Here is a 21,198-nt window from a genome sequence, read left to right as displayed (position 1 = left end):
ACCCGCAGGAGGGCACGGTCGGCGTCTTTCTACCGCCCGGAGGGCACCGTCAGCTCCTTGCCGTACCAGATCTCGCTGTACGGTCCCGAGCTGTACGCCGGGATCTCCCGGAAGTCCCGCTTCGCGTACAGCCCCCGCGCCTCGACCAGGTCGAGCCGTGTGTCGAGGACGAGCCGGTGTGCCCCGAACCGCCGCGCGGCGTCCTCCAGGGCGGCCAGCAGCGCCGCCCCGCCGCCCGTCCGCCGCGCGGCGGGGCTCACGTACACGCGGGTCAGCTCGGCGGTCGCCGCGTCGAGCAGCCGTACCCCGCCGCAGGACGCGGCCACGCCCCCGTCGCCGTACCGTCCGACCACGAACTCCCCGGTGGGCGGGGCGAGGTGGTCGGGCGGGTCGTCCGCCAGCCCCTCGTCGATCTCCGCCTCCGTCGCGGGCCGCCGCCAGTACCGGCCCGCGACCTCGGCGTAGTAGTCCCGGCGCAGCCGGGTGGCGTCGGGTGTGGCGAAGGGTTCGGGGCGGACCGACCAGTTCATGGTCGTCTTCCTACCGGCGTCCGGCGCCGTTTGGCCAGTGGATTACGGGCAACCCGACTCCACGAGCAAGAGCCGACACGACACGGCGCGGCACGAGCCGGCCGGGAACCAGGAAGGCACACATGTCCACTGTTCTGATCGTCGTCGCTCTGATCGTGGGATTCGTGGCGATCGTCGCCGCGGTCCTCTACACGGGACCTGGCAAGGCAGGCGGACGCGGCGCCCTGAAGCGGCGGTTCGGCCCGGAGTACGACCGTGTCCTGGCCCGGCACGACGGCGACGCCAAGGCCGCCGAGCGTGAGCTGGTCGAGCGGGTCGAGCGCCACGGCCGGCTGCGGCACCAGCCTCTCCCGGACGAGAAGCGCGAACAGTACGTGGCCGAGTGGGCCGGTCTCCAGGAGCGGTTCGTCGACGCGCCGCAGGAGGCGGTGGCCCAGGCCGAGCGTCTGGTGGCCCGGCTGGCGCAGGAGCGCGGCTACCCCGCGGAGACGGACCACGACGCCCAGATCGACGCCCTCTCCGTCCACCACGCGCACGCGGTCGACGGCTACCGCAGGGTGCACCACGCGGTCTCGGACGAGGGCCGCGGTACGAGTACGGAGGAGCTGCGCGAGGCGATGGTCGGCGCGCGGGAGCTCTTCGAACGACTGATCCTCGCCCACCCGGACGATGACGGCGGCGACGGCCGCGCGTCCCGGGGCACCGGGCGGAACCGGAACTTCTCACTGCGGCCCAAAGGGAGTGGTGCGTGATGAACGACCAGCGGAAGAGTGACACGAAGGACCACGAGACACGCGAGACACGCGAGACACCCGAGACACCCGAGCCCCACACGCAGTCGCCCCCGGCGCCCCCGGTGACACCGCGGCCCGCGGCGACGTCGGTGACCCCGGTGAAGCCGCTCCACGCGCCCGACGCGGCGGCCGGCGCCACCCGGACCCCCAGGACCCCGCAGCCCCCGCCCACCCAGGACCCGGCGCACGCCCCCTCGGCCTCTCCCGCGCAGGCTCCGTCCACGCAGGCGTCCGCCGCGCCCCCGGCGAAGGCCGGGCGGGCGGCCGTGGCCCTGGAAGGGGAGGGGCGGCTGTTCCCCCGGGCCGAGAGCGACCGGCTCTCCGAGCGTCTTCAGGAGGCCCTGAACTCCTTCGTCGACGGGCCGCGCCGCTCGGTCGAGGAGGCGGCGGGCGTGCTCGAAGAGGCCGCGCGGCAGCTCACGACCGCGCTCGCGGAGCGGCCGCGTTCGCTGCGCGCCGGCTGGGACGGCGACCGCGACGCCCGCGCGGCGGAGGGTTCCGACACGGAGGAGCTGCGGCTCGCCCTCCAGAGCTACCGCGAGATGACGCAGCGGCTGCTACGGGTCTGACCCACCCGTACGGAGAACGGGAGGCGGCGGGCAAGGGACGGCCCGCCGCCTCCACCCGTGTCCGGGCGGGCGGCGCCGTGACCCCGTCAGCCCAGGACGCGGGCGAGCGCGAACCCGTCGTACCCCTTGGTGCCGACCGTCTGCACCGCCGTCGCCGACAGCCGGGGGTTGCCCGCCATCTCCTCGATCATCCGCCGGGTTCCCAGCACCGAGGGGTCCGTGGCGTCCGGGTCGGCGACCGCCCCGCTCCGTACTACGTTGTCGACGACGATGACGCTGCCCGGCCGGGTGAGCTTCAGCGCCCACTCCACATACAGCGGGTTGTTGCGCTTGTCCGCGTCGACGAAGACGAAGTCGAACGGGCCCGCGCCCTCGGCCAGCAGGACCGGCAGGGTGTCCAGGGCGGCCCCGGTCCGTACCTCGGCGATCCCGCCGAGACCGGCGTGCGCCAGATTGGCCCTGGCCACCTCGGCGTGGGCGGGGTCGTACTCCAGGGAGACCAGCCGGCCGTCCTCGGGCAGCGCGCGGGCCAGCCAGATGGTGCTGTAGCCGCCGAGCGTGCCGATCTCCAGGATCGTCCTGGCGCCCTGCGTCCGGGCCAGGAGCTGGAGCAGTTTGCCCTGGTTCGGGGCGACGTTGATGGCGGGCAGACCGGCCGCCTCACTCGCGGCGAGCGCGGCGGAAAGCGCCTCGTCGGCGGGGGCGAGCTGGTCGGTGAAGTAGTGGTCGACCGCGTTCCACCGGCTCTGCTGTCCCTGGTTTCCCTGTACTCCCTGGTCTCCCTGTGACATACGGGCCTCTCAATCGTTTCGGAGATGCGTGAGGTGTGCGGTGGGTGTGATGTGCGTGGTGTACGTGAGGTGGGCGGTAGGCGGGCGGTAGGTGTGATGTACGTGCGGCCTCATCTTGATCCCGCTCGTACCTCCCACGCATCTCCCACGACCTCCGATGTCCCGTGCGTCGTACGGAAACAGGGATGACGGTCAGGTGAAGAGGGGGTTGCCGTGGTCTTCTCCACGGGGCAGTGCGACGCTCTATGCCCCAAGGACGGGGTTTTCGGACGGAGGGTCGGCGCGGCGTGGTGAATGCAGAACACAGCGTGCACGGCGGGGTGGCGGCAGGTACGGCGGGGACCGGTTTCGGTACGGCCCGCATCGTGCTCTGGCTGCTCGCCGCGGTGCTGGCGGTACGGCAGGCGGCGGTGGTGCTCAGACAGCCGCCCGGTGAACGGCTCACGGATCTGGAGACCTGGATCGGGGACAACGGCGTCCTCCATGTGACGGGATCGCTCTACGACACCGGCAGGTTCACCGGGACGCCGTTCGCCGGGCTGGCCCTCAAACCCCTGGCCAGGTCGGCCGAGCAGAGCCTCGGTGTCGCCTGGACCCTCGGCACCCTGCTGCTGGTCGTGGCCCTCGGCCTGGTGGTGGCACGCCGCGCGCTGCCGGGGGAGCTGACGCGCCGTACGGGGCTGCTCGCCGCGCCCGTCGCGATCAGCCTGCTCATGCTCTCGCTGCCGGTGCGCAACAGCTTCTCCCTCGGGCAGACCAGCATCATCCCCGTCCTGCTGGTGCTTCTCGGCTGCTTCGCGGTACGCGGCGAACGCGCGTCCGGCGTGCTCATCGGCCTCGGCGCGGCGCTGCAACCGGCCGTTCTGCTCTTCACGCCGCTGCTGTGGCTGACGGGGCGCAAGAAGGCCGCGCTCACCTCGGCGGGGAGTTTCGCGGCGCTGACGGCGCTGGCGTGGGCGGCGATGCCGAACGACTCGTGGGCGTACTGGGTGCACCACGTGGCCGGCGCGGGGCTCGGCGAGCGCGCCGACAGCCTCGCCAACCAGTCCCTGCACGGCGCGCTGCTCAGGCTCGGTCTCGAAGGGCCGCTGGAGGTCGTGCTCGTCATCGTCCTCGCGGCCGCCGTCACCGTGCTCGGGCTGCGCAGGGCGGCCCACTACGCGCGGGACGGACAGCTCCTGCTGGCCGTCGCGCTGACCGGCTGCGTCGCGATCGCGGTCTCCCCGACGGCCTGGCAGCACCAGCTCCTGTGGGTGCTGCTGGCGCTGGTCGGCCGGGTCGGCACCCGGGCCGGGGACCGGCTGGTGTGGCCCGCGGTGGTGGTGCTGGTGATGACGCTGCCGGGCCGGATGATGCTGCCGAACATGGCCGTGCTCGCCCCGCTCCGGGAGAACGTGCCACTGATCGCGGCGCTCGCGGCGGCCTGCGCGGTGCCGTTCCTGACGCGCGCCTCGCCCTACTTCGACCGGCCGGTCCCGACCGAGTACGCGCGCGCCGAGCCGGCCCGCTGGAGCCGCGTCCCGCTGGTCCCGTTCTGGAAGCGGCTGGTCAGCCGCCCCAACCTGCTGCTCGAACTGCTGGCCATCCGCGTCGGCTACTCGGTGTACTCGCACATCCGGCTCGCCGCGACGGGCGGCCGGGAGGCGGCGGAGGAGCACGGCCGCCAGATCCACGGGGTGGAGCGCGCGCTCGGGATCGACATCGAGCACTGGGTCAACCACGCGGTCGTGGACATCAAGTGGGCCGAGAGCTTCTTCAACTTCTACTACACGTCGTTCCACTTCGTGGTGCCGCTGACGATCCTCGGTGTCCTGTACGTGCGCCGTCCCGCCGACTACCGCTGGGCCCGTACCTCCCTCGCCTTCGCCACCGTCCTGGCGCTCGTCGGCTTCTGGTTCTACCCGCTGGCGCCGCCGCGGCTGATGCCGGGCATGGGGTTCATCGACACCGTGCACGGCCCGCAGGACCTCACCAACCCGGACTACGGCGCGCTGACGGCGCTCACCAACCAGTACGCGGCGATGCCGTCGCTGCACTTCGGCTGGTCGCTGTGGTGCGGCGTGGTGATCGTGGTCCTCGCGCCCAGGATGTGGATGAAGCTCCTCGGGCTGCTCCACCCGCTCTTCACGGTGTGCGCCATCGTCGCCACCGCCAACCACTGGGTGCTGGACGCGGTGGGCGGCGCCGCGGTCGTGGGCGCGGGCTTCGCACTGACGTATCTGCTGGCGGGGCCGCGGCGGCTGCTGCCCCGGGCGGTGCCGAAGGCCGACCCGTTCCCGAGGAGCCGGGAGGCCGCCGACGACGCGACCCCGGCCCCGGACGGCGCGGGCCCCGGTTCCGGGGTGACGGTGAGGACCGCGGGCGCGGCGCGGGAGTGAGGGACGGCGGGGGAGGGGGAGGGGCTCAGGGACGGACGGAGGCGTCCCCGTCCGCCGCGCGCCTCTCCGCCCGTTTTCCCGCCCCCTCCTCCTCGGGGACCGCCTCGCCCTCGAAGACCGCCTCCGTGTCGAACGCCGCCCGGCGCGTGGCCCGGCGCAGCGCCCTGAGCAGCGCCGGGCCGACCGTCAGCGTCAGCACGACCGTCAGTACGGCCCGGCCCAGGTCCCAGCCGAAGGACGTCGCCGCGCAGTACGCGAGGAAGCGCGCCAGGTTGGTCTGGAGCGGGTCGCCCGGGTGGAAGGAGATGCCCGAGGACAGTCCGCCGAGGTACGTCCACCCCTGGAGGTTCATCACCGTGCCGTACGCGAACGCCGCGCCCGCCCCGTACAGCGCGAGCATCGCCCCTTCGGCCCGGCCGCGCAGCCGCCCGTGGCCCGGCAGCAGCCCGGCGCCCATCGTGAACCAGCCCATCGCCAGCATCTGGAACGGCAGCCAGGGACCGACCCCGCCGGTCAGCAGCGCGGACGCGAACATCGTCACCGAGCCGAGCACGAAACCGAATCCGGGCCCCAGGACCCGGCCGCTCAGCACCATCAGGAAGAACATCGGTTCCAGCCCGGCCGTCCCCGCGCCCAGGGGCCGCAGCGCGGCGCCCACGGCGGCCAGCACCCCCAGCATCGCCACCGCCTTGGCGTCCAGACCGGAGTCGGCGATGGTCGCCACGACCACCCCCACGAGCAGCGGGAGCAGCGCGGCGAAGAGCCACGGGGCGTCGCCGGAGTGCGCGAGTCCGGAGCCGGGCGCCGCGAGCAGCGGCCAGCCGAAGGCGGCCACCCCGGTCGCGCCGGTCAGGGCGAGGGCGCAGACCGCGCGCGGCCCCAGCCGCACCGCGCGCACCGCACGCCTCGCCCGTACCGCCCGTACCCGCCCGGGGGCCGCCGCCGGTGCGGCCCGGCCGGTCACGGGGTCTCCGCCGTCGTGTCGAGCGCTGTACGCACCTGTGCCACCGTCAGCCACTCCTGCGGCGCCATGACCTTGGCGACCTGCGGCGCGAACGCGGGCGACGCCATCACCACCCGGGGCGTCGGGCCGTCCGCCACGATCTCGCCGTCGGCCAGGATCACCACCCGGTGGGCCAGTTCGGCGGCGAGTTCCACGTCGTGCGTCGCCAGGACGACCGCGTGCCCCTCGGCCGCCAGCGTGCGCACCACCGCGACCAGCCGGGCCTTCGCCGCGTAGTCGAGACCGCGCGTCGGCTCGTCCAGGAGCAGCAGCGGCGGCCGTGCCGTCAGGACCACGGCGAGCGCCAGCGCCAGCCGCTGCCCCTCGGAGAGATCGCGCGGATGCGTGGTGCCCGCGATGTCCGGCAGGAGCTCCCCGACCAGGGCCAGACAGCGGCCGGGCGGCGCGCCCGCGTCCTCGTCGGCCGCCGCGCACTCGGCGGCGACCGTCTCGGCGTACAGCAGATCGCGTGGCTCCTGCGGCACCAGACCGACGTGCCGGACCATCTCGCGCGGCGGCGTACGGTGCGGGGCGCGGCCCCCGACGCGTACCGTCCCGGCGGTCGGCACGACCGTCCCCACCAGGGCGGAGAGCAGCGTGGACTTGCCCGCACCGTTACGGCCCATCAGGGCCACCGTCTCGCCGGGCGCGACGGTCAGCGACACGGCGCGCAGCGCCTCGGTCCGCCCGTGCCGTACCCGCAGTCCGTCGACCGCCACGACAGCGCCGGCGCCGCGTTCCTCCCCGGCCCGCGCGGGGCGCCGGTGGAGCAGATCCCCCAGCCCGCGCCGTACCGCCGGTCGCGGAGCGCCGGGGTCCGGCCGCGTCCGTACGGGAGGGACCGCCACCGGCGCCGCCCCGGCCAGCCGTGCGCGCAGCCCCGCCGCCCGGCGCCGCGCGTCCCGTACGGAGAGGGGCAGCGGATCCCAGCCGTTCAGCCTGCCGAGCGCCACCACCGGCGGATACACCGGTGACACGGCCAGGATCCGCTCCGGCGCGCCGATCTCCGGGGGCAGACCGGGGCCCGGCAGCAGGATGACCTGGTCCGCGTAGTGCACCACCCGTTCCAGCCGGTGTTCGGCGAGCAGGACCGTCGTGCCGAGGTCGTGCACCAGCCGTTGCAGCACCGCGAGCACCTCCTCGGCCGCCGCGGGGTCCAGCGCCGACGTCGGTTCGTCCAGCACCAGCACCTTGGGGTGCGGGGTCAGTACGGAGCCGATCGCGACCCGCTGCCGCTGCCCGCCGGAGAGCGTGGCGATCGGCCGGCCGCGCAGCTCGGCCAGGCTCAGCAGGTCGAGCGTCTCCTCGACGCGGCGCCGCATCACGTCGGGCGCCAGGCCCAGCGACTCCATGCCGTACGCCAGTTCGTCCTCGACGGTGTCGGTGACGAAGTGGGCGAGCGGGTCCTGGCCGACGGTGCCGACGAGATCGGCGAGTTCGCGCGGCTTGTGGGTACGGGTGTCCCGGCCGCCGACGGTGACCCGGCCGCGCAGCGTGCCGCCCGTGAAGTGCGGGACGAGGCCGGAGACCGTCCCCAGCAGGGTCGACTTGCCGGCCCCCGACGGGCCGACGAGCAGCACCAGTTCACCCTCGGGCACGGTCAGGTCGACCCCGCCGATCGCCGGTGGCCGGCCGCTGTCGGTGGCGTCGGCGTACTCCACCGAGACCTGCTCGAATCGGATCACGGTGTCGGCTCCTCGGACAGCGGTGGCTCTGGGGCGGGCGCGACGAACGCGGGCAGCAGCCCGATCAGCATCCCCGCCGCCGGCCACAGCGGCAGCGTCGGGGCCTCCAGCGGTACGACGCCGGGGTGCAGCGCCGCCGGATCGGCGGCGCCCGCCGCGATCAGCACGGCGGCCACGGCCGCGCCCGACCCCGCGACCAGCCAGGCGCGGGGGCCCCAGCGGTCCGGCCGGTAGCGGGTACGGACCGAGCGCCGCCCGCCGAGCCGCAGCCCGGCCGCCGCGGCGACGGCCCCGGCCGCCAGCAGGGGGATGCCGTATCCGCCGCCCGCCGTGGAGAGCAGCCCGTACACCCCCGCGCAGACGCCCAGCAGCCCGCCGAGGGTGAGCGCGGTGGTGGTGTGCCGTACGGCGGGCGGGACCTGCGCGGTACGGCCGTACCCCCGGGCGTCCATCGAGGCGGCGAGCGCCACCGAACGCTCCAGCGCGCCCTCCAGCACCGGCAGTCCGATCCGCAGCACCGCCCCGATCCCGCCGCTGGACCGGCCGCGCAGCCTGCGGGCGGTGCGCAGTCGCGCGACGTCGGCGACCATGTTCGGCGCGAAGGTCATCGCCACGACGACGGCGACGCCCACCTCGTAGAGCGCGCCCGGCAGCGACTTGAGCAGCCTGACCGGGTTGGCGAGGGCGTTGGCGGCGCCCACGCAGATCAGCAGCGTGGCCAGCTTCGCGCCGTCGTACAGCGCGAACACGACCTGCTCGGCCGTCACCCGGCCGCCGATCCGCACCCCCGCCGCCCAGCCGGGCAGCGCCGCCTCGGGCAGCGTGAACAGGACGTGCGAGCCGGGCACCGGCGAGCCGAGGAAGACCGAGAAGAGCAGCCGGACGGCGAGCACGGCCAGCCCCAGCTTGACGAAGGCCCCGTACGAACGGGCCCAGGGCGCGTCCGTACGGCGGGCCGCCACCACATAGCCGGCCACCCCGACGAGCACTCCGAGCAGTAGGGGGTTGGTGGTACGGGAGGCCGCCGCCGCCAGCCCGAGCGCCCAGAGCCACCAGGCCCCGGCGTGCAGGGCGTTGAACCGGTTCGCCTCGGGCGCCCGCGCCGTACGGCGGGGCGGGGCGGAGTCCGCGGGGCGGTGTGTCGTGCGGTCCATGGGGCGGTTCAGCCGCGCCGGCGGCGCGCCTGCCACACCCCGGCGGCGGCGAGCACGGCCACGGCGGCGAGGCCCGCGAAGAGGCCGAGCGACGGACCGCCGCCGTCCCGCTCAGGGCCGGCGGCACCCGTACGGTCGGCGCCGGACGTGGGGGAGGACGCTCCGGGGGAGGGCGGGTTCCCCGAGGACGGCGTGTCCCCCGAGGACGGCGAGTTTCCAGAGGACGGCGTGTCTCCCGGGGTCGGCACCTGCTCCCCGCAGCCCGACTCCGGGTAGCCGGAGATCGCGCAGAGCAGCGCGGCGCTGTTGTACCGCAACGGCTTCGCCACCGCGGCGAGCGCGTCGGCGGCGGTGGCGTCCGTGCCGACCCGGGCACACCGCGCGCGGGGCGCGGGCGGCTCCTCCCCGGCCGGGGCGTCCGCCGCCGTACCGGCGTCGACGACGACGGCGATCCGCTTGGCGCCGTCCCGTGCCGGGGTGGCGGCGCAGACCGCGGCGAAGTCCGGCGCGGTGCGCGGCCGGGCCGCGTCCCCGCTGTCCGCGCTCACCGCGAAGCGGAAGCCGGTGACGGTGCCGTCGGCGGGCCTGAGCACGGCGGGTCCTTGAGTGGCGTACGCCCAACTCCCGCCGGTGGTCTGCCAGAACGACCAGTAGCGGTAACCGGCGGCCTGCGCGCCGCCCGCCCCGGAACCGAGCACGAGCCCCAGCGCCACCACCGGAGCGAGGGCGCACCGTACGCGTATCACGGCTGCCGGGTCTTCCTGCGGCTGAGCAGGAACCCCGTCCCGAGCGCCGCGGCCAGGCCGATCCCGGCGACCCACAGGAGCACCGAGGCGCCGCTGTCGGCGATCGCGCTCTCCGCCGCGTTACCGGGGCGCGGCTCGGTAGGCGCCACGGACTTGGGGGTGGGGCCGGTCGCGTTCAGCCGCTCCACGAGATCGATCCCGCCGAAGTTGCGCGGATCGGTGTCGGTCGCGTACGCGGCGAAGATCAACTGGGCGTACGCGGCGGGCCCCTGCTGCTGGGCCCAGGTCCCGGAGTTCTTCTTCAGCCACTCCAGGGCGCCGGTCGCCTGGTCCCCGTAACCGGCCGCCGTCAGCGCGACCACCGCGTCCGCCGTGTTCCCGATGTCCGGCGTCGGCGCGGCCTCGCCGCCCTCGGTACCGGGCAGCGGCGGCTGGTCGAGATGTCCGGTGGCCGAGAGCACCCCGGCCAGATAGGCGGCGCCGTTACGGGCGGCACGCTCGGGGGAGGGCCGCTTCGAGCCGGTGGCCGGTACGCAGGTGGGTGCGGGGCCCGCCGTGACGGGCGCGCTGACCAGCCGCTTGCCGAGCCCGGCGAGTACGGCCGCCGCCGTGGCGTCGTCGTTCGCGGTCAGCTTGCCGCTCTTGTCCCGCTGGTACGCGAAGGCCCCGGCGTCCGCGCCCGATCCGGCGTCGCACGGGATCGAGAGATCCACGAGCGCGTCGTAGGCGTGCTTGCCGTCCGGGTCGCTCTGCGGCACACGCATCGAGGTGGGCCGGACACCGGCGGAGGTCAGCGCGCCGATCGCCAGGGAGGTGGAGTTGGCGTCGCTCGGCGTGCCCGGGGTGTAGCCCCAGCCGCCGTCCTTGTTCTGGGTGGAGCGCAGCCAGGCCACGCTCGCCGCCATGAAGGGCCGCTGGTCGCCGAGGGAGGAGAGCGCCTGGACGGCGACCGCCGTGGAGTTGGAGTCGACGAGGGTGCCCGCGTCGCAGGGCGCGGCCGGGTCGGCGCGGAACGCCGCGAACCCGCCGTTCGCGCACCGCTGCCTCTTCAGCCAGCGCACGGCGTCGTCGGAGGGCCTGACACCCGCCGCGGCCTGGCCCAGCAGGGCGAGGGACTGCCGCCAGACACCGTCGTACGTGGGGTCCTTCTCCCCGTACAGCCCGTGCGGCACCTTCACCGCCGGCGCCGGCGCGGGCGCGGACGCCGAAGGAGAAGCGGAGGGGGCGGACGAGGAGCCGGAGGCGGGAGGGACGTCGCCGCCCGCGAAGGCGGCCGGGGCGAACACCACGCAGAGCACGGCGGATACGGCGAGCGCCGCGGTGCAGCGGCGAACGGTGGTCATGGGCTGCTGGGCCTCTCCTGCGCGAGCCGGACACCAGGCACACTCAGGCACCAGACTCCGGCCTCGTGTACCTCGACGATGCCTGCCCCGGCGGTTGCCGGTGGCATGAGCCGGTCACGACCGCGTACGAAGCATTCCGACTCGCCGCCGGTGACGACGGCTCACGGCTGCGGGTCAGTGCCGGATTCGCACCGGCTTCCCTCCATACGGGCATGATGACGACCCGCCCACTCTACCGGCCCGCTCCCGCCGGCCTCCCCGGCCCCGGCCCGCCGTACTCCCCGTCGCCGGGCCGGCCGGTGCGGCGCCCCGGAGCGCTCCTTCCCGACAACCAGGTTAAATCCGGCGAACACTCGGGAAACACTTGCCTCTTGGTGTGCGGTACCTCTTGTTCGGGCAGGATCTACGCGCGTATCTTGAGCCGACTTTTCCGCCATCACGCTCATCCGCGACGTCACCGAAGGAACCCACGGGGGGCCCGCCGGAAGTCGCAGCCCAAGTAACAGAAAGAGTCACTCGTGCCTTCCTCCATACCCCCGGCCTTCCGGGGCCGACGCGCGAAGATCGTCGCGCTGGCGCTCCCCGTAGGTCTCGCCGGTTCCCTCGTCGTCCTGCCCTTCACCGCCCAGGCGACCCCGTCCCCGGACGCCGTGATCGCCGAGGTCTTCGGTGGCGGCGGCAACTCCGGAGCCACCCTCACCAACGACTTCATCGAGCTGGGCAACGCGGGCGACGGCGCCTTCGACCTCACCGGCTGGTCCGTGCAGTACCTCAGCGGCTCGCCCACCGCCACCTCCAAGTGGCAGGTCACCCCGCTGACCGGGGCCATCCCCGCCGGCGGCAGCTATCTCGTCGAGGAGGGCAAGGGCGCGGGCGGCGACACCGCCCTGCCCACCCCGGACGCGGCCGGCACGATCGCGATGTCGGCGAGCAGCGGCACCGTCGCACTCGTCCACTCCACCACCGCGCTGACCTGCCTGACCGCCGCCGACTGCACGGCCGACGCCACGGTCAAGGACGTGGTCGGCTTCGGCACCGCCGTCGTACGGGAGACCACCCCGGCCACCGGCGCGGGCAACACCACCTCGGTGGCCAGGAACGCGGCGCTCACCGACACGGACAACAACTCCGCCGACTTCACCGGCGCCACGCCCTCCCCCCGCAACAGCGCGGGCGAGGGCGGCGGTGGTTCGGAGCCCTCCCCGACCCCCTCGCCCACCAGCACCACCCCCGGCGAGCTGCGCGTCCACGACATCCAGGGCGCCACCCGGATCTCCCCGCACGCCGGGGCCACCGTCACCGACGTGCCCGGCATCGTCACCGCCGTACGCGCCACCGGCTCCTCGCGCGGCTACTGGCTCCAGGATCCGAATCCGGACAAGGACCCGGCGACCAGCGAGGCCGTGTTCGTCTTCACCGGCTCCGCCACCCCGCAGGTCAAGGTCGGCGACTCGGTCCTGGTCAGCGGCAAGGTCACCGAGTACTACCCGGGCGGCGCCGCGAGCGGCAACCAGTCCGTCACGGAGCTGACCGGCCCCACCTCCACTGTCCTGTCCTCGGGCAACGCGCTGCCCGCCGCCGAGGTCATCGACGCGAAGACACTGCCCGAGGCCTACGCGCCCGACGCGAAGGGCGCGAACATCGAGCCGCTGGCCCTGAAGCCCGGCACGTTCGCCCTGGACTGGCTGGAGTCCCGCGAGGGCATGCTCCTCCAGGTCAAGAACACCAGGGTGGTCGGCGCCTCCAACGCGTACGGCGAGACGTGGGTCACCACCAAGCCCCAGCAGAACGCCACCGCGCGCGGCGGCACGCTCTACGGCTCCTACGCCCAGCCCAACTCGGGCCGTCTGCTGGTCGCCTCGCTCACCGGCGAGAAGGCCGCCGCCAACGTGGGCGACACGCTCACCGGCGCGACGACCGGAGTGCTGGACTACTCCAACTACGGCGGTTACGGCCTCCAGGCCACCACGCTCGGCACGGTGACGTCCGGCGGCCTCAAGCCCGAGGTGGCGAAGAAGGCGAAGGCCGACGAGCTGGCGGTGGCCACGTACAACGTGGAGAACCTCGACCCGACCGACCCGCAGGCGAAGTTCGACCGGCTGGCCGAGGGCGTCGTCAAGAACCTCTCCTCGCCCGACGTCGTGAGCCTGGAGGAGATCCAGGACAACAACGGCGCCAAGGACGACGGCACGGTCGCCGCCGACAAGACCCTCGCGCAGTTCATCGCGGCGATCAAGGCCCAGGGCGGCCCCACGTACGACTGGCGCTCGGTCGACCCGCAGGACAAGGTCGACGGCGGCGAGCCCGGCGGCAACATCCGTAACGTCTTCCTCTTCAACCCCAAGCGCGTCAGCTTCGTGGACCGTCCTGGCGGCGACGCCACGACCGCCACGAAGGTCGTCAAGGCCCCCAGGACGGGCAAGGGCGGCAAGGACGGCATCACCCTGTCCGTCTCCCCGGGCCGGATCAACCCCACCTCCGACGCGTGGAAGAGCAGCCGCAAGCCGCTCGTCGGCGAGTTCACCTTCCGGGGCGAGCAGGTCTTCGTCATCGGCAACCACTTCAACTCCAAGGGCGGCGACCAGTCGCTGCACAGCCGCTTCCAGCCGCCGGTCCTCGGCTCCGAGACCCAGCGCCTGGCGCAGGCCAAGGAGGTCAACACCTTCGTCACCGGTCTGCTCGCCCAGGAGAAGAAGGCCAAGGTCGTCGTCCTCGGTGACCTGAACGACTACCCGTTCTCCGCGCCCGTCGCCGCCCTCACCAAGGGCAAGGTCCTCACCGACCTGATGGACAAGCTCCCGAAGAACGAGCGCTACAGCTACGTGTACGACGGCAACTCGCAGACGCTGGACCACATCCTGGTCAGCGCGGGCGTCAAGAAGCCCGACTACGAGGTCGTCCACATCAATGCCGAGTTCGCCGACCAGGCGAGCGACCACGACCCGCAGGTGGTCCGCATCCGCTGACCCGCCTGCGCCGGTGGCGTGCGGAGGCCCCGTGCGTGGGGCCCCCGCACGCCACATCCCGTACGGAGGCCGGCGGGTCAGCGGGCCGGTACGAGCCGTTCGTACACCGTGACCCGCCGGCCGCGGACCTGCTCGTCGGCGACCGGCGTGAAGTGCTGCCGCAGCACGGAGACCTTCACCCGGTCCCGCTCGGCCGTCACCGGCGTCGCCACTGCGGGCGCGTCCGTCACCAGCAGGATCCGTCGCTGCGCGAGCATCGCCTCACGTATCCGGTCCGGGGCCGCCTCCACACCTTTCAGCGTCCCGGACTTCTCCGGGCTCCGCGCCAGCGCTATGTCCCGCAGACCGGTGAAGGCGCCGGGGGAGACGGACGCGGTGTCCCGGCGCGCCGCCGGTACGAAGAGCACCGCGCCGCCGGTCCTCTTCTTCAGCCGGCGCACATCCGACGCTATGGCCAGGACATCGTCCACCCGGCTCTCGGGGGAGCGTTTGGCCAGCGACTGCGGGAGCAGCGCCACCGTCGCCACGGCGACCATCGCGGGCAGGAGCCACCGGGACACCTCCGGGAGGCGGGGCCGCGCCGCCCGTACCGCCGAGCCGGCGGCCGTACCGATCAGCAGCGCCAGCCCCAGCATGCTGAAGAGGATGTACCGGTCCAGGAAGAGCGGCTGGACCAGGGAAGCGCCGAGGAGGCCGAGTTGCGGCACCGCCAGCAGCGGCAGTCCGACGGCCGCCACCGACGGCCGGCCCGCCCGGGGCCGGTCCAGTACGGCGCCGGCGCCACCGATCAGCAGCAGGACCGCGGGGCCGATCATCATGTGCCAGGTCAGCGGCGGGATCCAGGACACCTGCGCGGCCTGGCTCCGGCTGAATAGGACCAGCGGCGCCACCCCCGCCACCGCGACCGCCGAAGCAATCGCCCAGCGGATCCAGACCCCGCGTCCGGCCCGCGTCAGGACCAGCGTCACCAGATGGGCCGGCAGTATCAGCAGCGAGAGCCAGTTGAGCAGCCCGCACACCAGGACCGTGGAGCCGTAGCCGGCCCAGTGCACCGTCCGGGCCCGCCCCTGGACCACGGTCACCAGCAGCAGCGTCGCGATCCCGGCCCCGGCCGTGACCAGGGCGTACGGCCGGCCCTCCTGGAGATGGAACTGCACGGCCGGCAGCAGCCCGAACGCCAGCCCTCCCGCCAGGCCCGCACCCGAACCGGCCAGCCGGCGCCCGATGACCGCCACACAGGCCGCCGCCACCCCCATGGCCAGCACCGAGGGCAGCCGCAGCGTCGTCGTCCCGGGCCCGAAGCAGGTGAACAGCCCGTGCATCAGCAGGTAGTAGCACCCGTGCACGACATCGACGTTCTCCAGCAGATGGACCGTCTCCGCGGTGGAGCGCCGGGCCACCTGCCAGGTCGCGGCCTCGTCCCGCCACACACTGTTCTGCCGGGACAGCCCCCACAGACCGAGGCAGTGGGTCCAGAGCATCGGGATCAGCCAGACGGTGACGGAACGGCGCGGGGTGACGGCTCCGGATCCCGGCGCATTTGCTGTGAACATGCGCCAATTGAACAGTCATACGATCCGGGTGACGGATGATGACGGGTCGTGACCGGCCGGAATCAGAAGGGGTCGGGTCCCGTGGGGTCGGATGCGGTGTCGCACGGGGCCGTCAGATGCGCGAAGGTGCGGGTGACGTCGAGGACCCGCCGTACCGGGGGCGAGCAGCGGAGCAGGGACAGGTCACCGCCCGCCCTGCGGCTCGCGCGGCGCTGGCTGAGAAGGAGGCTGAGGCCCGTGGAGTCCATGAAGGGCACCTGGCTGAAGTCCACTTCGACATACCGGTGCGCGAGCGGGGCCAGGGCGGCGAAGAGGTCGGGGCCCGTGTCGCAGTCCAGTTCGCCGCTGACCTGCACCAGAACGCGGTCCGGGCCGTTGACGATCTCGACGCTGAGAGGGGCGTACGGCGGCACAGCAGTGATGGGGGACCTCACTCCTCCGGTGAACGGGCGGACGCAACAACGACCGAGCACGGTACACCGCCCGCTACGTGGAGTTGACGTCTCCTCACCCGGACGCACCCCTCATGCCCCGGTTACGGCCACTTTCCGGCCACCGACCGACTATGGGCCGGACGGACTGTGTGCGGGACGGAACCGTGGGCCGGGCGGAACTACGTGCCGGACGGGCCCCGCGCCGGCTCCTGGCCGCCCCGCGCCGGCGGGTCGAGCAGCCGGCTGGCCGTCTCGATGTCCGTCCTTACCTGCGCGACCGAGGCGCGGCCCGACAGCCAGGCGATGAGGGTGGCGTGCCAGGTGTGCTCGACGACCCGGACCGCGGAGAGTAACTCCGGTGCCGGCTCCCCGGGCGTCCGCCGCCGCGTCCGGGCGGTGGGGGTCCGGGAGGCGGCCTGGGGCGCCATCGCGTCCAGGATGATCGCCGTCGTCTGCCGCGACACCGTCTCCACCTCGGCACTGACCCCCCGGTCCGCGAAGGTCAGCGCCCTGACCATCGCGTCCGCGAGCTGCGGATCGCGCTGGAGCGAGCGGAACGCCCGCAGCAGCGTCCCGGCGACCCGTTCCGACGGGCTGTCACCGGCCGGCGGCCGCTTGCGGAGCGTGGTGTGGAGGCGGTCGAGCCGGTCCTGCATCGTCGCGACCAGCAGATGGACCTTGGACGGGAAGTAGCGGTAGAGCGTGCCGAGCGCCACCCCCGCCTCCTCGGCGACCCCGCGCATCTGCACGGCGTCGAACCCGCCCCGGCAGGCGAGCCGCGCCGTGGCGTCCAGGATGCGCCGCCGCCGGGCCTCCTGGCGTTCCGTCAGCGCGGCCGGACAGGGACGCGAGGCCGTTGCCATCGGTGCCGCTCCCTTCGAAACTCTCCGGGCGCACAGCATGGCAGACGCCCGCCGTGGCGCGAATCACCTGTTCCAGCTCGTGCGCCGACGCTACCTGCCGGTAGATTCGAGGGCTGTGGGCGGCCGGGTCTGGAACTTGTTCCAGATTGTCGACAGCGGTTACGCTCCGGCGAACCTGCCCGACAAGGATGAGCGCAGTGATGAAGGGGGCCGAGTGTGACCGCTGAGGCCATGGCGGCGGGCACCGGGCCGGAATCCCAGGACGACCGGGGCGAAGGCGGCAGAGCCGACACAGGCGACGGCGACCGGCCGCTGCGTATCGCGCTCCTCAGCTACAAGGGCAACCCCTTCTGCGGCGGCCAGGGCGTCTACGTACGCCACCTCTCCCGCGAACTCGCCCGCCTCGGCCACCATGTCGAGGTCATCGGCGCCCAGCCCTACCCCGTACTCGACGAGGGCATCCCGCTCACCGAGCTGGCCAGCCTCGACCTCTACCGGCAGCCCGACCCGTTCCGCACCCCGCGCCGCGACGAGTTCCGTGACTGGATCGACGCCGTCGAGGTCGCCACCATGTGGACCGGCGGCTTCCCCGAGCCGCTGACCTTCTCGCTCCGCGCCCGGCGCCATCTCGCCGCCCGCGCCGGGCAGTTCGACGTCGTCCACGACAACCAGACCCTCGGGTACGGGCTGCTCGGCGACCTCGGCGCGCCGCTGGTCACCACCATCCACCACCCCATCACCGTCGACCGGCGGCTCGATCTGGACGCCGCCGAGAACTGGCGCCGCCGGGCCTCAGTACGCCGCTGGTACGGCTTCACCCGCATGCAGAAACGTGTCGCGCGACGGCTGCCGTCCGTCCTCACCGTCTCCGGCTCCTCCCGGCAGGAGATCACCGACCATCTCGGGGTACGGGCCGACCGCATCCGGGTCGTGCACATCGGCGCCGACACGGAGCTGTTCTCGCCGGACCCGGCCGTCCGGGAGATCCCCGGCCGGATCGTCACCACCTCCAGCGCCGACGTCCCGCTCAAGGGCCTCGTCCATCTTGTCGAGGCGCTGGCCAAGCTCCGTACCGAGCACCCCGACGCGCACCTCGTCGTGGTCGGCAGACGCGCCGAGGACGGCCCGGTCGCGCAGGCCATCGAACGGTACGGGCTCGAAGGCGCCGTCGAGTTCGTCAAGGGCATCTCCGACGCCGAACTGGTCGATCTGGTGCGCGGCGCGCGGATCGCGTGCGTACCGTCGCTGTACGAGGGCTTCTCGCTGCCCGCCGCCGAGGCCATGGCCACCGGTACCCCGCTCGTCGCCACCACCGGCGGGGCGATCCCCGAGGTCGCCGGCGCCGACGGGGAGACCTGCCTCGCCGTACCGCCGGGCGACGCGGGCGCGCTCGCCGCCGCCCTCGGACGGCTGCTCGACGACGCGGAGCTGCGCGCCCGGCTCGGCGCGGCGGGCCGCGAGCGGGTCCTCGCGCGCTTCACCTGGGCCAGGGCCGCACAGGGGACGGCGGAGCTGTACCGCGAGGCCATCGCCCGGCAGGAGCACGGGAGACGGGGCCCCCGGGCCGCCGCCGCGTCCGCGCCCGCCGCCCCGGTACGGACCGACCCGCCCCCGGCGGGGGTCACCGCTGATGGCCGGCCCGTTCCTCCGTAGCCGCCCGCGCCTCCTCCGCTCCCACCGCCCCCTCGACCGCGAAAGCAGGACGACCCTGTGCTGACCGTCGACTTCACCCGCTTCCCGCTCGCCGCGGGCGACCGTGTGCTCGATCTGGGGTGCGGCGCGGGCCGGCACGCCTTCGAGTGCTACCGGCGCGGCGCACAGGTCGTGGCCCTCGACCGGAACGGCGCGGAGATCCGCGAGGTGGCCAGGTGGTTCGCCGCGATGAAGGCGGAGGGCGAGGCCCCGGAAGGCGCCACGGCCACCGCCATGGAGGGCGACGCGCTCAACCTGCCGTTCCCCGACGCGTCGTTCGACGTCGTGATCATCTCCGAGGTGATGGAGCACATCCCCGACGACAAGGGCGTGCTCGCCGAGATGGTCCGGGTCCTGCGCCCCGGCGGCCGGATCGCCGTCACCGTGCCGCGCTACGGCCCCGAGAAGGTGTGCTGGGCGCTCTCCGACGCGTACCACGAGGTCGAGGGCGGCCACATCCGCATCTACAAGGCGGACGAACTGCTCGGCAGGATGCGGGAGGCCGGGCTCAAGCCGTACGGCACCCACCACGCGCACGCGCTGCACGCACCGTACTGGTGGCTCAAGTGCGCCTTCGGGGTCGACAACGACCAGGCGCTGCCGGTCCGCGCGTACCACAAGCTGCTGGTCTGGGACATCATGAAGAAGCCGCTGGCCACCCGGGTCGCCGAGCAGCTCCTCAACCCCGTCGTCGGCAAGAGCTTCGTGGCGTACGCGACCAAACCGCACCTGCCCGCGCCCGGCGCGCCGGCGGCCTCGGCGGACGCCTCAGCGGCGGCCGTCAAGTGACCTTGCCCAGCCGCGGCCCTGGCCCCGGCGCCACGGAACACCTCGTCCTGCCCGGTGTGCTCACCGCCGAAGAGGCCGCGCAGACCGTGGCCGGGATCCTCGCCGTGCAGCGGCCCGACGGCGCGATCCCCTGGTTCCGCGGCCACCACCTCGACCCGTGGGACCACACCGAGGCGGCCATGGCGCTCGACGCGGCGGGCGAGCACGAGGCGGCGGCGCGGGCCTACGACTGGCTGGCCCGGCACCAGAACGAGGACGGTTCCTGGTACGCGGCCTACGCCGACGCGGACACCGGGGTGAGCCGCCCCGCCGACGCGGGCCGGGAGACCAACTTCTGCGCCTATCCGGCCGTCGGTATCTGGCACCACTACCTGGCCACCGGCGACGACGCGTTCCTCGACCGGATGTGGCCCGTCGTCCACGCGGCGGTCGAGTTCGTCCTCGAACTCCAGCGGCCCGGCGGGCAGATCGGCTGGAAGCGCGAGGCGGACGGCACCCCGCTCGACGACGCGCTGCTGACCGGCAGTTCATCGGTGCACCAGGCGCTGCGCTGCGCGCTCGCCATCGCCGAGGAGCGCGAAGAACCGCAGCCCGACTGGGAGTTGGCGGCCGGTGCGCTCGCGCACGCGATCCGCGACCACCCCGAGCGGTTCCTCGACAAGAGCCGCTACTCGATGGACTGGTACTACCCCGTGCTCGGCGGCGCGGTGACCGGAGCGCCGGCCACCGCCCGGATCGAGGCGGGTTGGGAGCGCTTCGTGGTGCCGGGGCTCGGGGTGCGCTGCGTGCTGCCCAACCCCTGGGTGACCGGCGGCGAGAGCTGTGAACTCGCCCTGGCGCTCTGGGTGATGGGGGAGTCCGACCGCGCGCTGGACGTGCTCCAGTCCATCCAGCATCTGCGCGCGGACGGCGGGATGTACTGGACGGGGTACGTCTTCGAGGGCGCCGAACGCGGCATGTGGCCCGCGGAGCTGACCACTTGGACGGCGGGCTCGCTGCTGCTGGCGGTGGCCGCTCTGGGCGGCGACGAGGCGACGACCGCCGTCTTCGGCGGCGAGCGGCTGCCGCACGGCCTGGAACCGGACTGCTGCCGCTGAGCCCGCGCCGGCCTGCCGTGACCGTCTGACCCGGCCTGCGCCGGCCTGCGCCGGCCTGCGCAGACCTGCCGTGACCGCCCGCGCCCACCGCCCGTGACCGCCTGACCCGAACGGCCCAGTCCGCGTGGCGGCGGGACCCGGCGCCGGTGAGGCTACAGGCAGTCTGCCAGGGAGGTTCCCATGTCCGACACCCCTCACATACCGGGCGCACCCCGCGTCACGGTACGCCGGGCCGCACTGGCCCTGCTGCTCTCCTGCGCCCTGCTGCTGACGACGGCCGCGTGCGGGGGCGCCTCGTCGCCCAAGGCCGGGAAGGCCGCCGGGGCCGCCCAGGTGACCTCGGCCGCCGAGATGGCGGCGGCCTCGCCCACCGGCTCCGCCGAGAAGCAGAAGTTCGCCAAGACCCGCTTCGTCGCCAACGCCGGTCTCGCGGCCGGGGCGACGTACCAGTGGATCATCAAGCCGTACAAGGCGGGCAAGTTCAAGAAGGGTGCGAAGGGGCGGAAGTTCGCCCTGGTCAAGGCGGCGCTCGCCGGTGCCTTCACGTACAACAGGCTCAAGGCGGCGACGAAGAACGCCAAGGGGGATCCGCTGCTGTCGAAGGCCGTGGCACCGCTGACGGCCGGGATCGCCTCGCTGAAGGGGATGGCGACGAAGCTCCGCAAGGGCGACGCGAGCGGCACGGACATCAGCAGCTTCGAGAAGTCCATCACGGGCATCAAGAGCGCCGGCGAGAGCGCGGGCGCGCCGGTGAAGGACAAGGTGCCCTCACTGTCGCAGCTCACCAGCGGCGCCGGCTGACCGGCGACGC

Annotated in this window: 18 protein-coding genes and 1 riboswitch; of the genes, 8 read left to right on the top strand and 10 right to left on the bottom strand. The window is 73.7% G+C overall.

Going from position 1 to position 21,198, the window contains the following annotated elements; genetic code table 11:
* Positions 1 to 29: 29 nt before the first annotated feature.
* Positions 30 to 530: a GNAT family N-acetyltransferase gene (locus ACIQ7D_RS27760; protein WP_403941927.1), complete on the bottom strand. Its 501-nt coding sequence runs from the start codon at positions 528 to 530 to the stop codon at positions 30 to 32.
* A gap of 122 nt (positions 531 to 652) precedes the next feature.
* On the opposite strand from ACIQ7D_RS27760, the gene ACIQ7D_RS27755 reads away from it, so the two are divergent.
* Together ACIQ7D_RS27755 and ACIQ7D_RS27750 are read left to right on the top strand one after the other, a co-directional pair.
* The gene (locus ACIQ7D_RS27755; protein ID WP_403941925.1) at positions 653 to 1,282 is read left to right on the top strand and encodes a hypothetical protein; all 630 of its coding nucleotides are present in this window, start codon (positions 653 to 655) and stop codon (positions 1,280 to 1,282) included.
* Positions 1,282 to 1,893 (top strand): hypothetical protein, encoded by a 612-nt coding sequence (locus tag ACIQ7D_RS27750; protein WP_403941923.1) that lies wholly within the window; start codon positions 1,282 to 1,284, stop codon positions 1,891 to 1,893. The genes ACIQ7D_RS27755 and ACIQ7D_RS27750 overlap by 1 nt, the downstream gene beginning before the upstream one ends.
* An 86-nt stretch (positions 1,894 to 1,979) precedes the next feature.
* On the opposite strand, the gene ACIQ7D_RS27745 is transcribed toward ACIQ7D_RS27750, so the two are convergent.
* Complete coding sequence (locus ACIQ7D_RS27745) at positions 1,980 to 2,684, bottom strand: O-methyltransferase (protein ID WP_403941920.1); 705 nt, start codon at positions 2,682 to 2,684, stop codon at positions 1,980 to 1,982.
* Between the two features lie 245 nt (positions 2,685 to 2,929).
* On the opposite strand from ACIQ7D_RS27745, the gene ACIQ7D_RS27740 reads away from it, so the two are divergent.
* Positions 2,930 to 5,062: a bifunctional glycosyltransferase 87/phosphatase PAP2 family protein gene (locus ACIQ7D_RS27740; RefSeq protein ID WP_403941917.1), complete on the top strand. Its 2,133-nt coding sequence runs from the start codon at positions 2,930 to 2,932 to the stop codon at positions 5,060 to 5,062.
* Positions 5,063 to 5,087: 25 nt separating this feature from the next.
* Here ACIQ7D_RS27740 and ACIQ7D_RS27735 read toward each other — a convergent pair whose 3' ends face one another.
* Genes ACIQ7D_RS27735 through ACIQ7D_RS27715 form a run of 5 tightly spaced genes read right to left on the bottom strand, consistent with a single transcriptional unit; the run spans position 5,088 to position 10,993 of the window.
* The gene (locus tag ACIQ7D_RS27735; protein WP_403941914.1) at positions 5,088 to 6,026 is read right to left on the bottom strand and encodes an ECF transporter S component; all 939 of its coding nucleotides are present in this window, start codon (positions 6,024 to 6,026) and stop codon (positions 5,088 to 5,090) included.
* Positions 6,023 to 7,750, bottom strand: a complete 1,728-nt coding sequence (locus ACIQ7D_RS27730) for an ABC transporter ATP-binding protein (protein WP_403941912.1) — start codon at positions 7,748 to 7,750, stop codon at positions 6,023 to 6,025. The genes ACIQ7D_RS27735 and ACIQ7D_RS27730 overlap by 4 nt, the downstream gene beginning before the upstream one ends.
* The gene (locus tag ACIQ7D_RS27725; protein ID WP_403941910.1) at positions 7,747 to 8,904 is read right to left on the bottom strand and encodes an energy-coupling factor transporter transmembrane protein EcfT; all 1,158 of its coding nucleotides are present in this window, start codon (positions 8,902 to 8,904) and stop codon (positions 7,747 to 7,749) included. Before ACIQ7D_RS27725 ends, ACIQ7D_RS27730 begins: the two co-directional genes overlap by 4 nt.
* 8 nt (positions 8,905 to 8,912) lie before the next feature.
* Complete coding sequence (locus ACIQ7D_RS27720; protein WP_403941966.1) at positions 8,913 to 9,647, bottom strand: SCO2322 family protein; 735 nt, start codon at positions 9,645 to 9,647, stop codon at positions 8,913 to 8,915.
* Positions 9,647 to 10,993: a prenyltransferase/squalene oxidase repeat-containing protein gene (locus ACIQ7D_RS27715; RefSeq protein ID WP_403941908.1), complete on the bottom strand. Its 1,347-nt coding sequence runs from the start codon at positions 10,991 to 10,993 to the stop codon at positions 9,647 to 9,649. The genes ACIQ7D_RS27720 and ACIQ7D_RS27715 overlap by 1 nt, the downstream gene beginning before the upstream one ends.
* 129 nt (positions 10,994 to 11,122) lie before the next feature.
* Positions 11,123 to 11,195: riboswitch (cobalamin riboswitch) on the bottom strand.
* A gap of 316 nt (positions 11,196 to 11,511) precedes the next feature.
* On the opposite strand from ACIQ7D_RS27715, the gene ACIQ7D_RS27710 reads away from it, so the two are divergent.
* On the top strand, positions 11,512 to 13,959 hold the full coding sequence (locus ACIQ7D_RS27710) for an endonuclease/exonuclease/phosphatase family protein (RefSeq protein WP_403941906.1): 2,448 nt from the start codon (positions 11,512 to 11,514) through the stop codon (positions 13,957 to 13,959).
* Positions 13,960 to 14,036: 77 nt separating this feature from the next.
* Here the strand turns inward: ACIQ7D_RS27710 and ACIQ7D_RS27705 are convergent, their stop codons facing one another.
* The 3 genes from ACIQ7D_RS27705 to ACIQ7D_RS27695 all read right to left on the bottom strand — a co-directional run bounded on the left by ACIQ7D_RS27705 (position 14,037) and on the right by ACIQ7D_RS27695 (position 16,809).
* Complete coding sequence (locus ACIQ7D_RS27705) at positions 14,037 to 15,512, bottom strand: hypothetical protein (protein ID WP_403941903.1); 1,476 nt, start codon at positions 15,510 to 15,512, stop codon at positions 14,037 to 14,039.
* A gap of 62 nt (positions 15,513 to 15,574) precedes the next feature.
* A complete protein-coding gene (locus tag ACIQ7D_RS27700; RefSeq protein WP_403941901.1) occupies positions 15,575 to 15,925 on the bottom strand; it encodes an STAS domain-containing protein in 351 nt (116 codons plus the stop codon).
* Positions 15,926 to 16,125: 200 nt separating this feature from the next.
* The gene (locus ACIQ7D_RS27695; protein WP_403941898.1) at positions 16,126 to 16,809 is read right to left on the bottom strand and encodes a TetR family transcriptional regulator; all 684 of its coding nucleotides are present in this window, start codon (positions 16,807 to 16,809) and stop codon (positions 16,126 to 16,128) included.
* A 216-nt stretch (positions 16,810 to 17,025) separates the two neighbouring features.
* Between ACIQ7D_RS27695 and ACIQ7D_RS27690 the strand changes: the two genes are divergently transcribed.
* From ACIQ7D_RS27690 to ACIQ7D_RS27675, 4 genes are all read left to right on the top strand, one after another.
* On the top strand, positions 17,026 to 18,462 hold the full coding sequence (locus tag ACIQ7D_RS27690; protein WP_403941896.1) for a glycosyltransferase family 4 protein: 1,437 nt from the start codon (positions 17,026 to 17,028) through the stop codon (positions 18,460 to 18,462).
* Between the two features lie 57 nt (positions 18,463 to 18,519).
* Positions 18,520 to 19,290 (top strand): methyltransferase domain-containing protein, encoded by a 771-nt coding sequence (locus ACIQ7D_RS27685; RefSeq protein ID WP_403941894.1) that lies wholly within the window; start codon positions 18,520 to 18,522, stop codon positions 19,288 to 19,290.
* 2 nt (positions 19,291 to 19,292) lie between these two features.
* Entirely contained in the window at positions 19,293 to 20,387 is a 1,095-nt protein-coding gene (locus tag ACIQ7D_RS27680; RefSeq protein WP_403941963.1) for a prenyltransferase, read from the top strand.
* A gap of 180 nt (positions 20,388 to 20,567) precedes the next feature.
* On the top strand, positions 20,568 to 21,188 hold the full coding sequence (locus ACIQ7D_RS27675) for a hypothetical protein (RefSeq protein WP_403941892.1): 621 nt from the start codon (positions 20,568 to 20,570) through the stop codon (positions 21,186 to 21,188).
* Positions 21,189 to 21,198 lie beyond the last annotated feature (10 nt).

Source organism: Streptomyces sp. NPDC096310 (assembly GCF_044763125.1).
Taxonomy (GTDB): Bacteria; Actinomycetota; Actinomycetes; order Streptomycetales; family Streptomycetaceae; genus Streptomyces.
This window is presented reverse-complemented; position numbering and strand designations above follow the sequence as displayed.

What these genes read in the sequence shown, in the direction of transcription:
- ACIQ7D_RS27745 (WP_403941920.1), bottom strand. Translation starts at nt 2,684, where the DNA reads ATGTCACAGGGAGACCAGGGAGTACAGGGAAACCAGGGACAGCAGAGC.
- ACIQ7D_RS27715 (WP_403941908.1), bottom strand. Translation starts at nt 10,993, where the DNA reads ATGACCACCGTTCGCCGCTGCACCGCGGCGCTCGCCGTATCCGCCGTG.
- ACIQ7D_RS27740 (WP_403941917.1), top strand. Translation starts at nt 2,930, where the DNA reads ATGCCCCAAGGACGGGGTTTTCGGACGGAGGGTCGGCGCGGCGTGGTG.
- ACIQ7D_RS27760 (WP_403941927.1), bottom strand. Translation starts at nt 530, where the DNA reads ATGAACTGGTCGGTCCGCCCCGAACCCTTCGCCACACCCGACGCCACC.
- ACIQ7D_RS27705 (WP_403941903.1), bottom strand. Translation starts at nt 15,512, where the DNA reads ATGTTCACAGCAAATGCGCCGGGATCCGGAGCCGTCACCCCGCGCCGT.
- ACIQ7D_RS27675 (WP_403941892.1), top strand. Translation starts at nt 20,568, where the DNA reads ATGTCCGACACCCCTCACATACCGGGCGCACCCCGCGTCACGGTACGC.
- ACIQ7D_RS27750 (WP_403941923.1), top strand. Translation starts at nt 1,282, where the DNA reads ATGAACGACCAGCGGAAGAGTGACACGAAGGACCACGAGACACGCGAG.
- ACIQ7D_RS27725 (WP_403941910.1), bottom strand. Translation starts at nt 8,904, where the DNA reads ATGGACCGCACGACACACCGCCCCGCGGACTCCGCCCCGCCCCGCCGT.
- ACIQ7D_RS27755 (WP_403941925.1), top strand. Translation starts at nt 653, where the DNA reads ATGTCCACTGTTCTGATCGTCGTCGCTCTGATCGTGGGATTCGTGGCG.
- ACIQ7D_RS27695 (WP_403941898.1), bottom strand. Translation starts at nt 16,809, where the DNA reads ATGGCAACGGCCTCGCGTCCCTGTCCGGCCGCGCTGACGGAACGCCAG.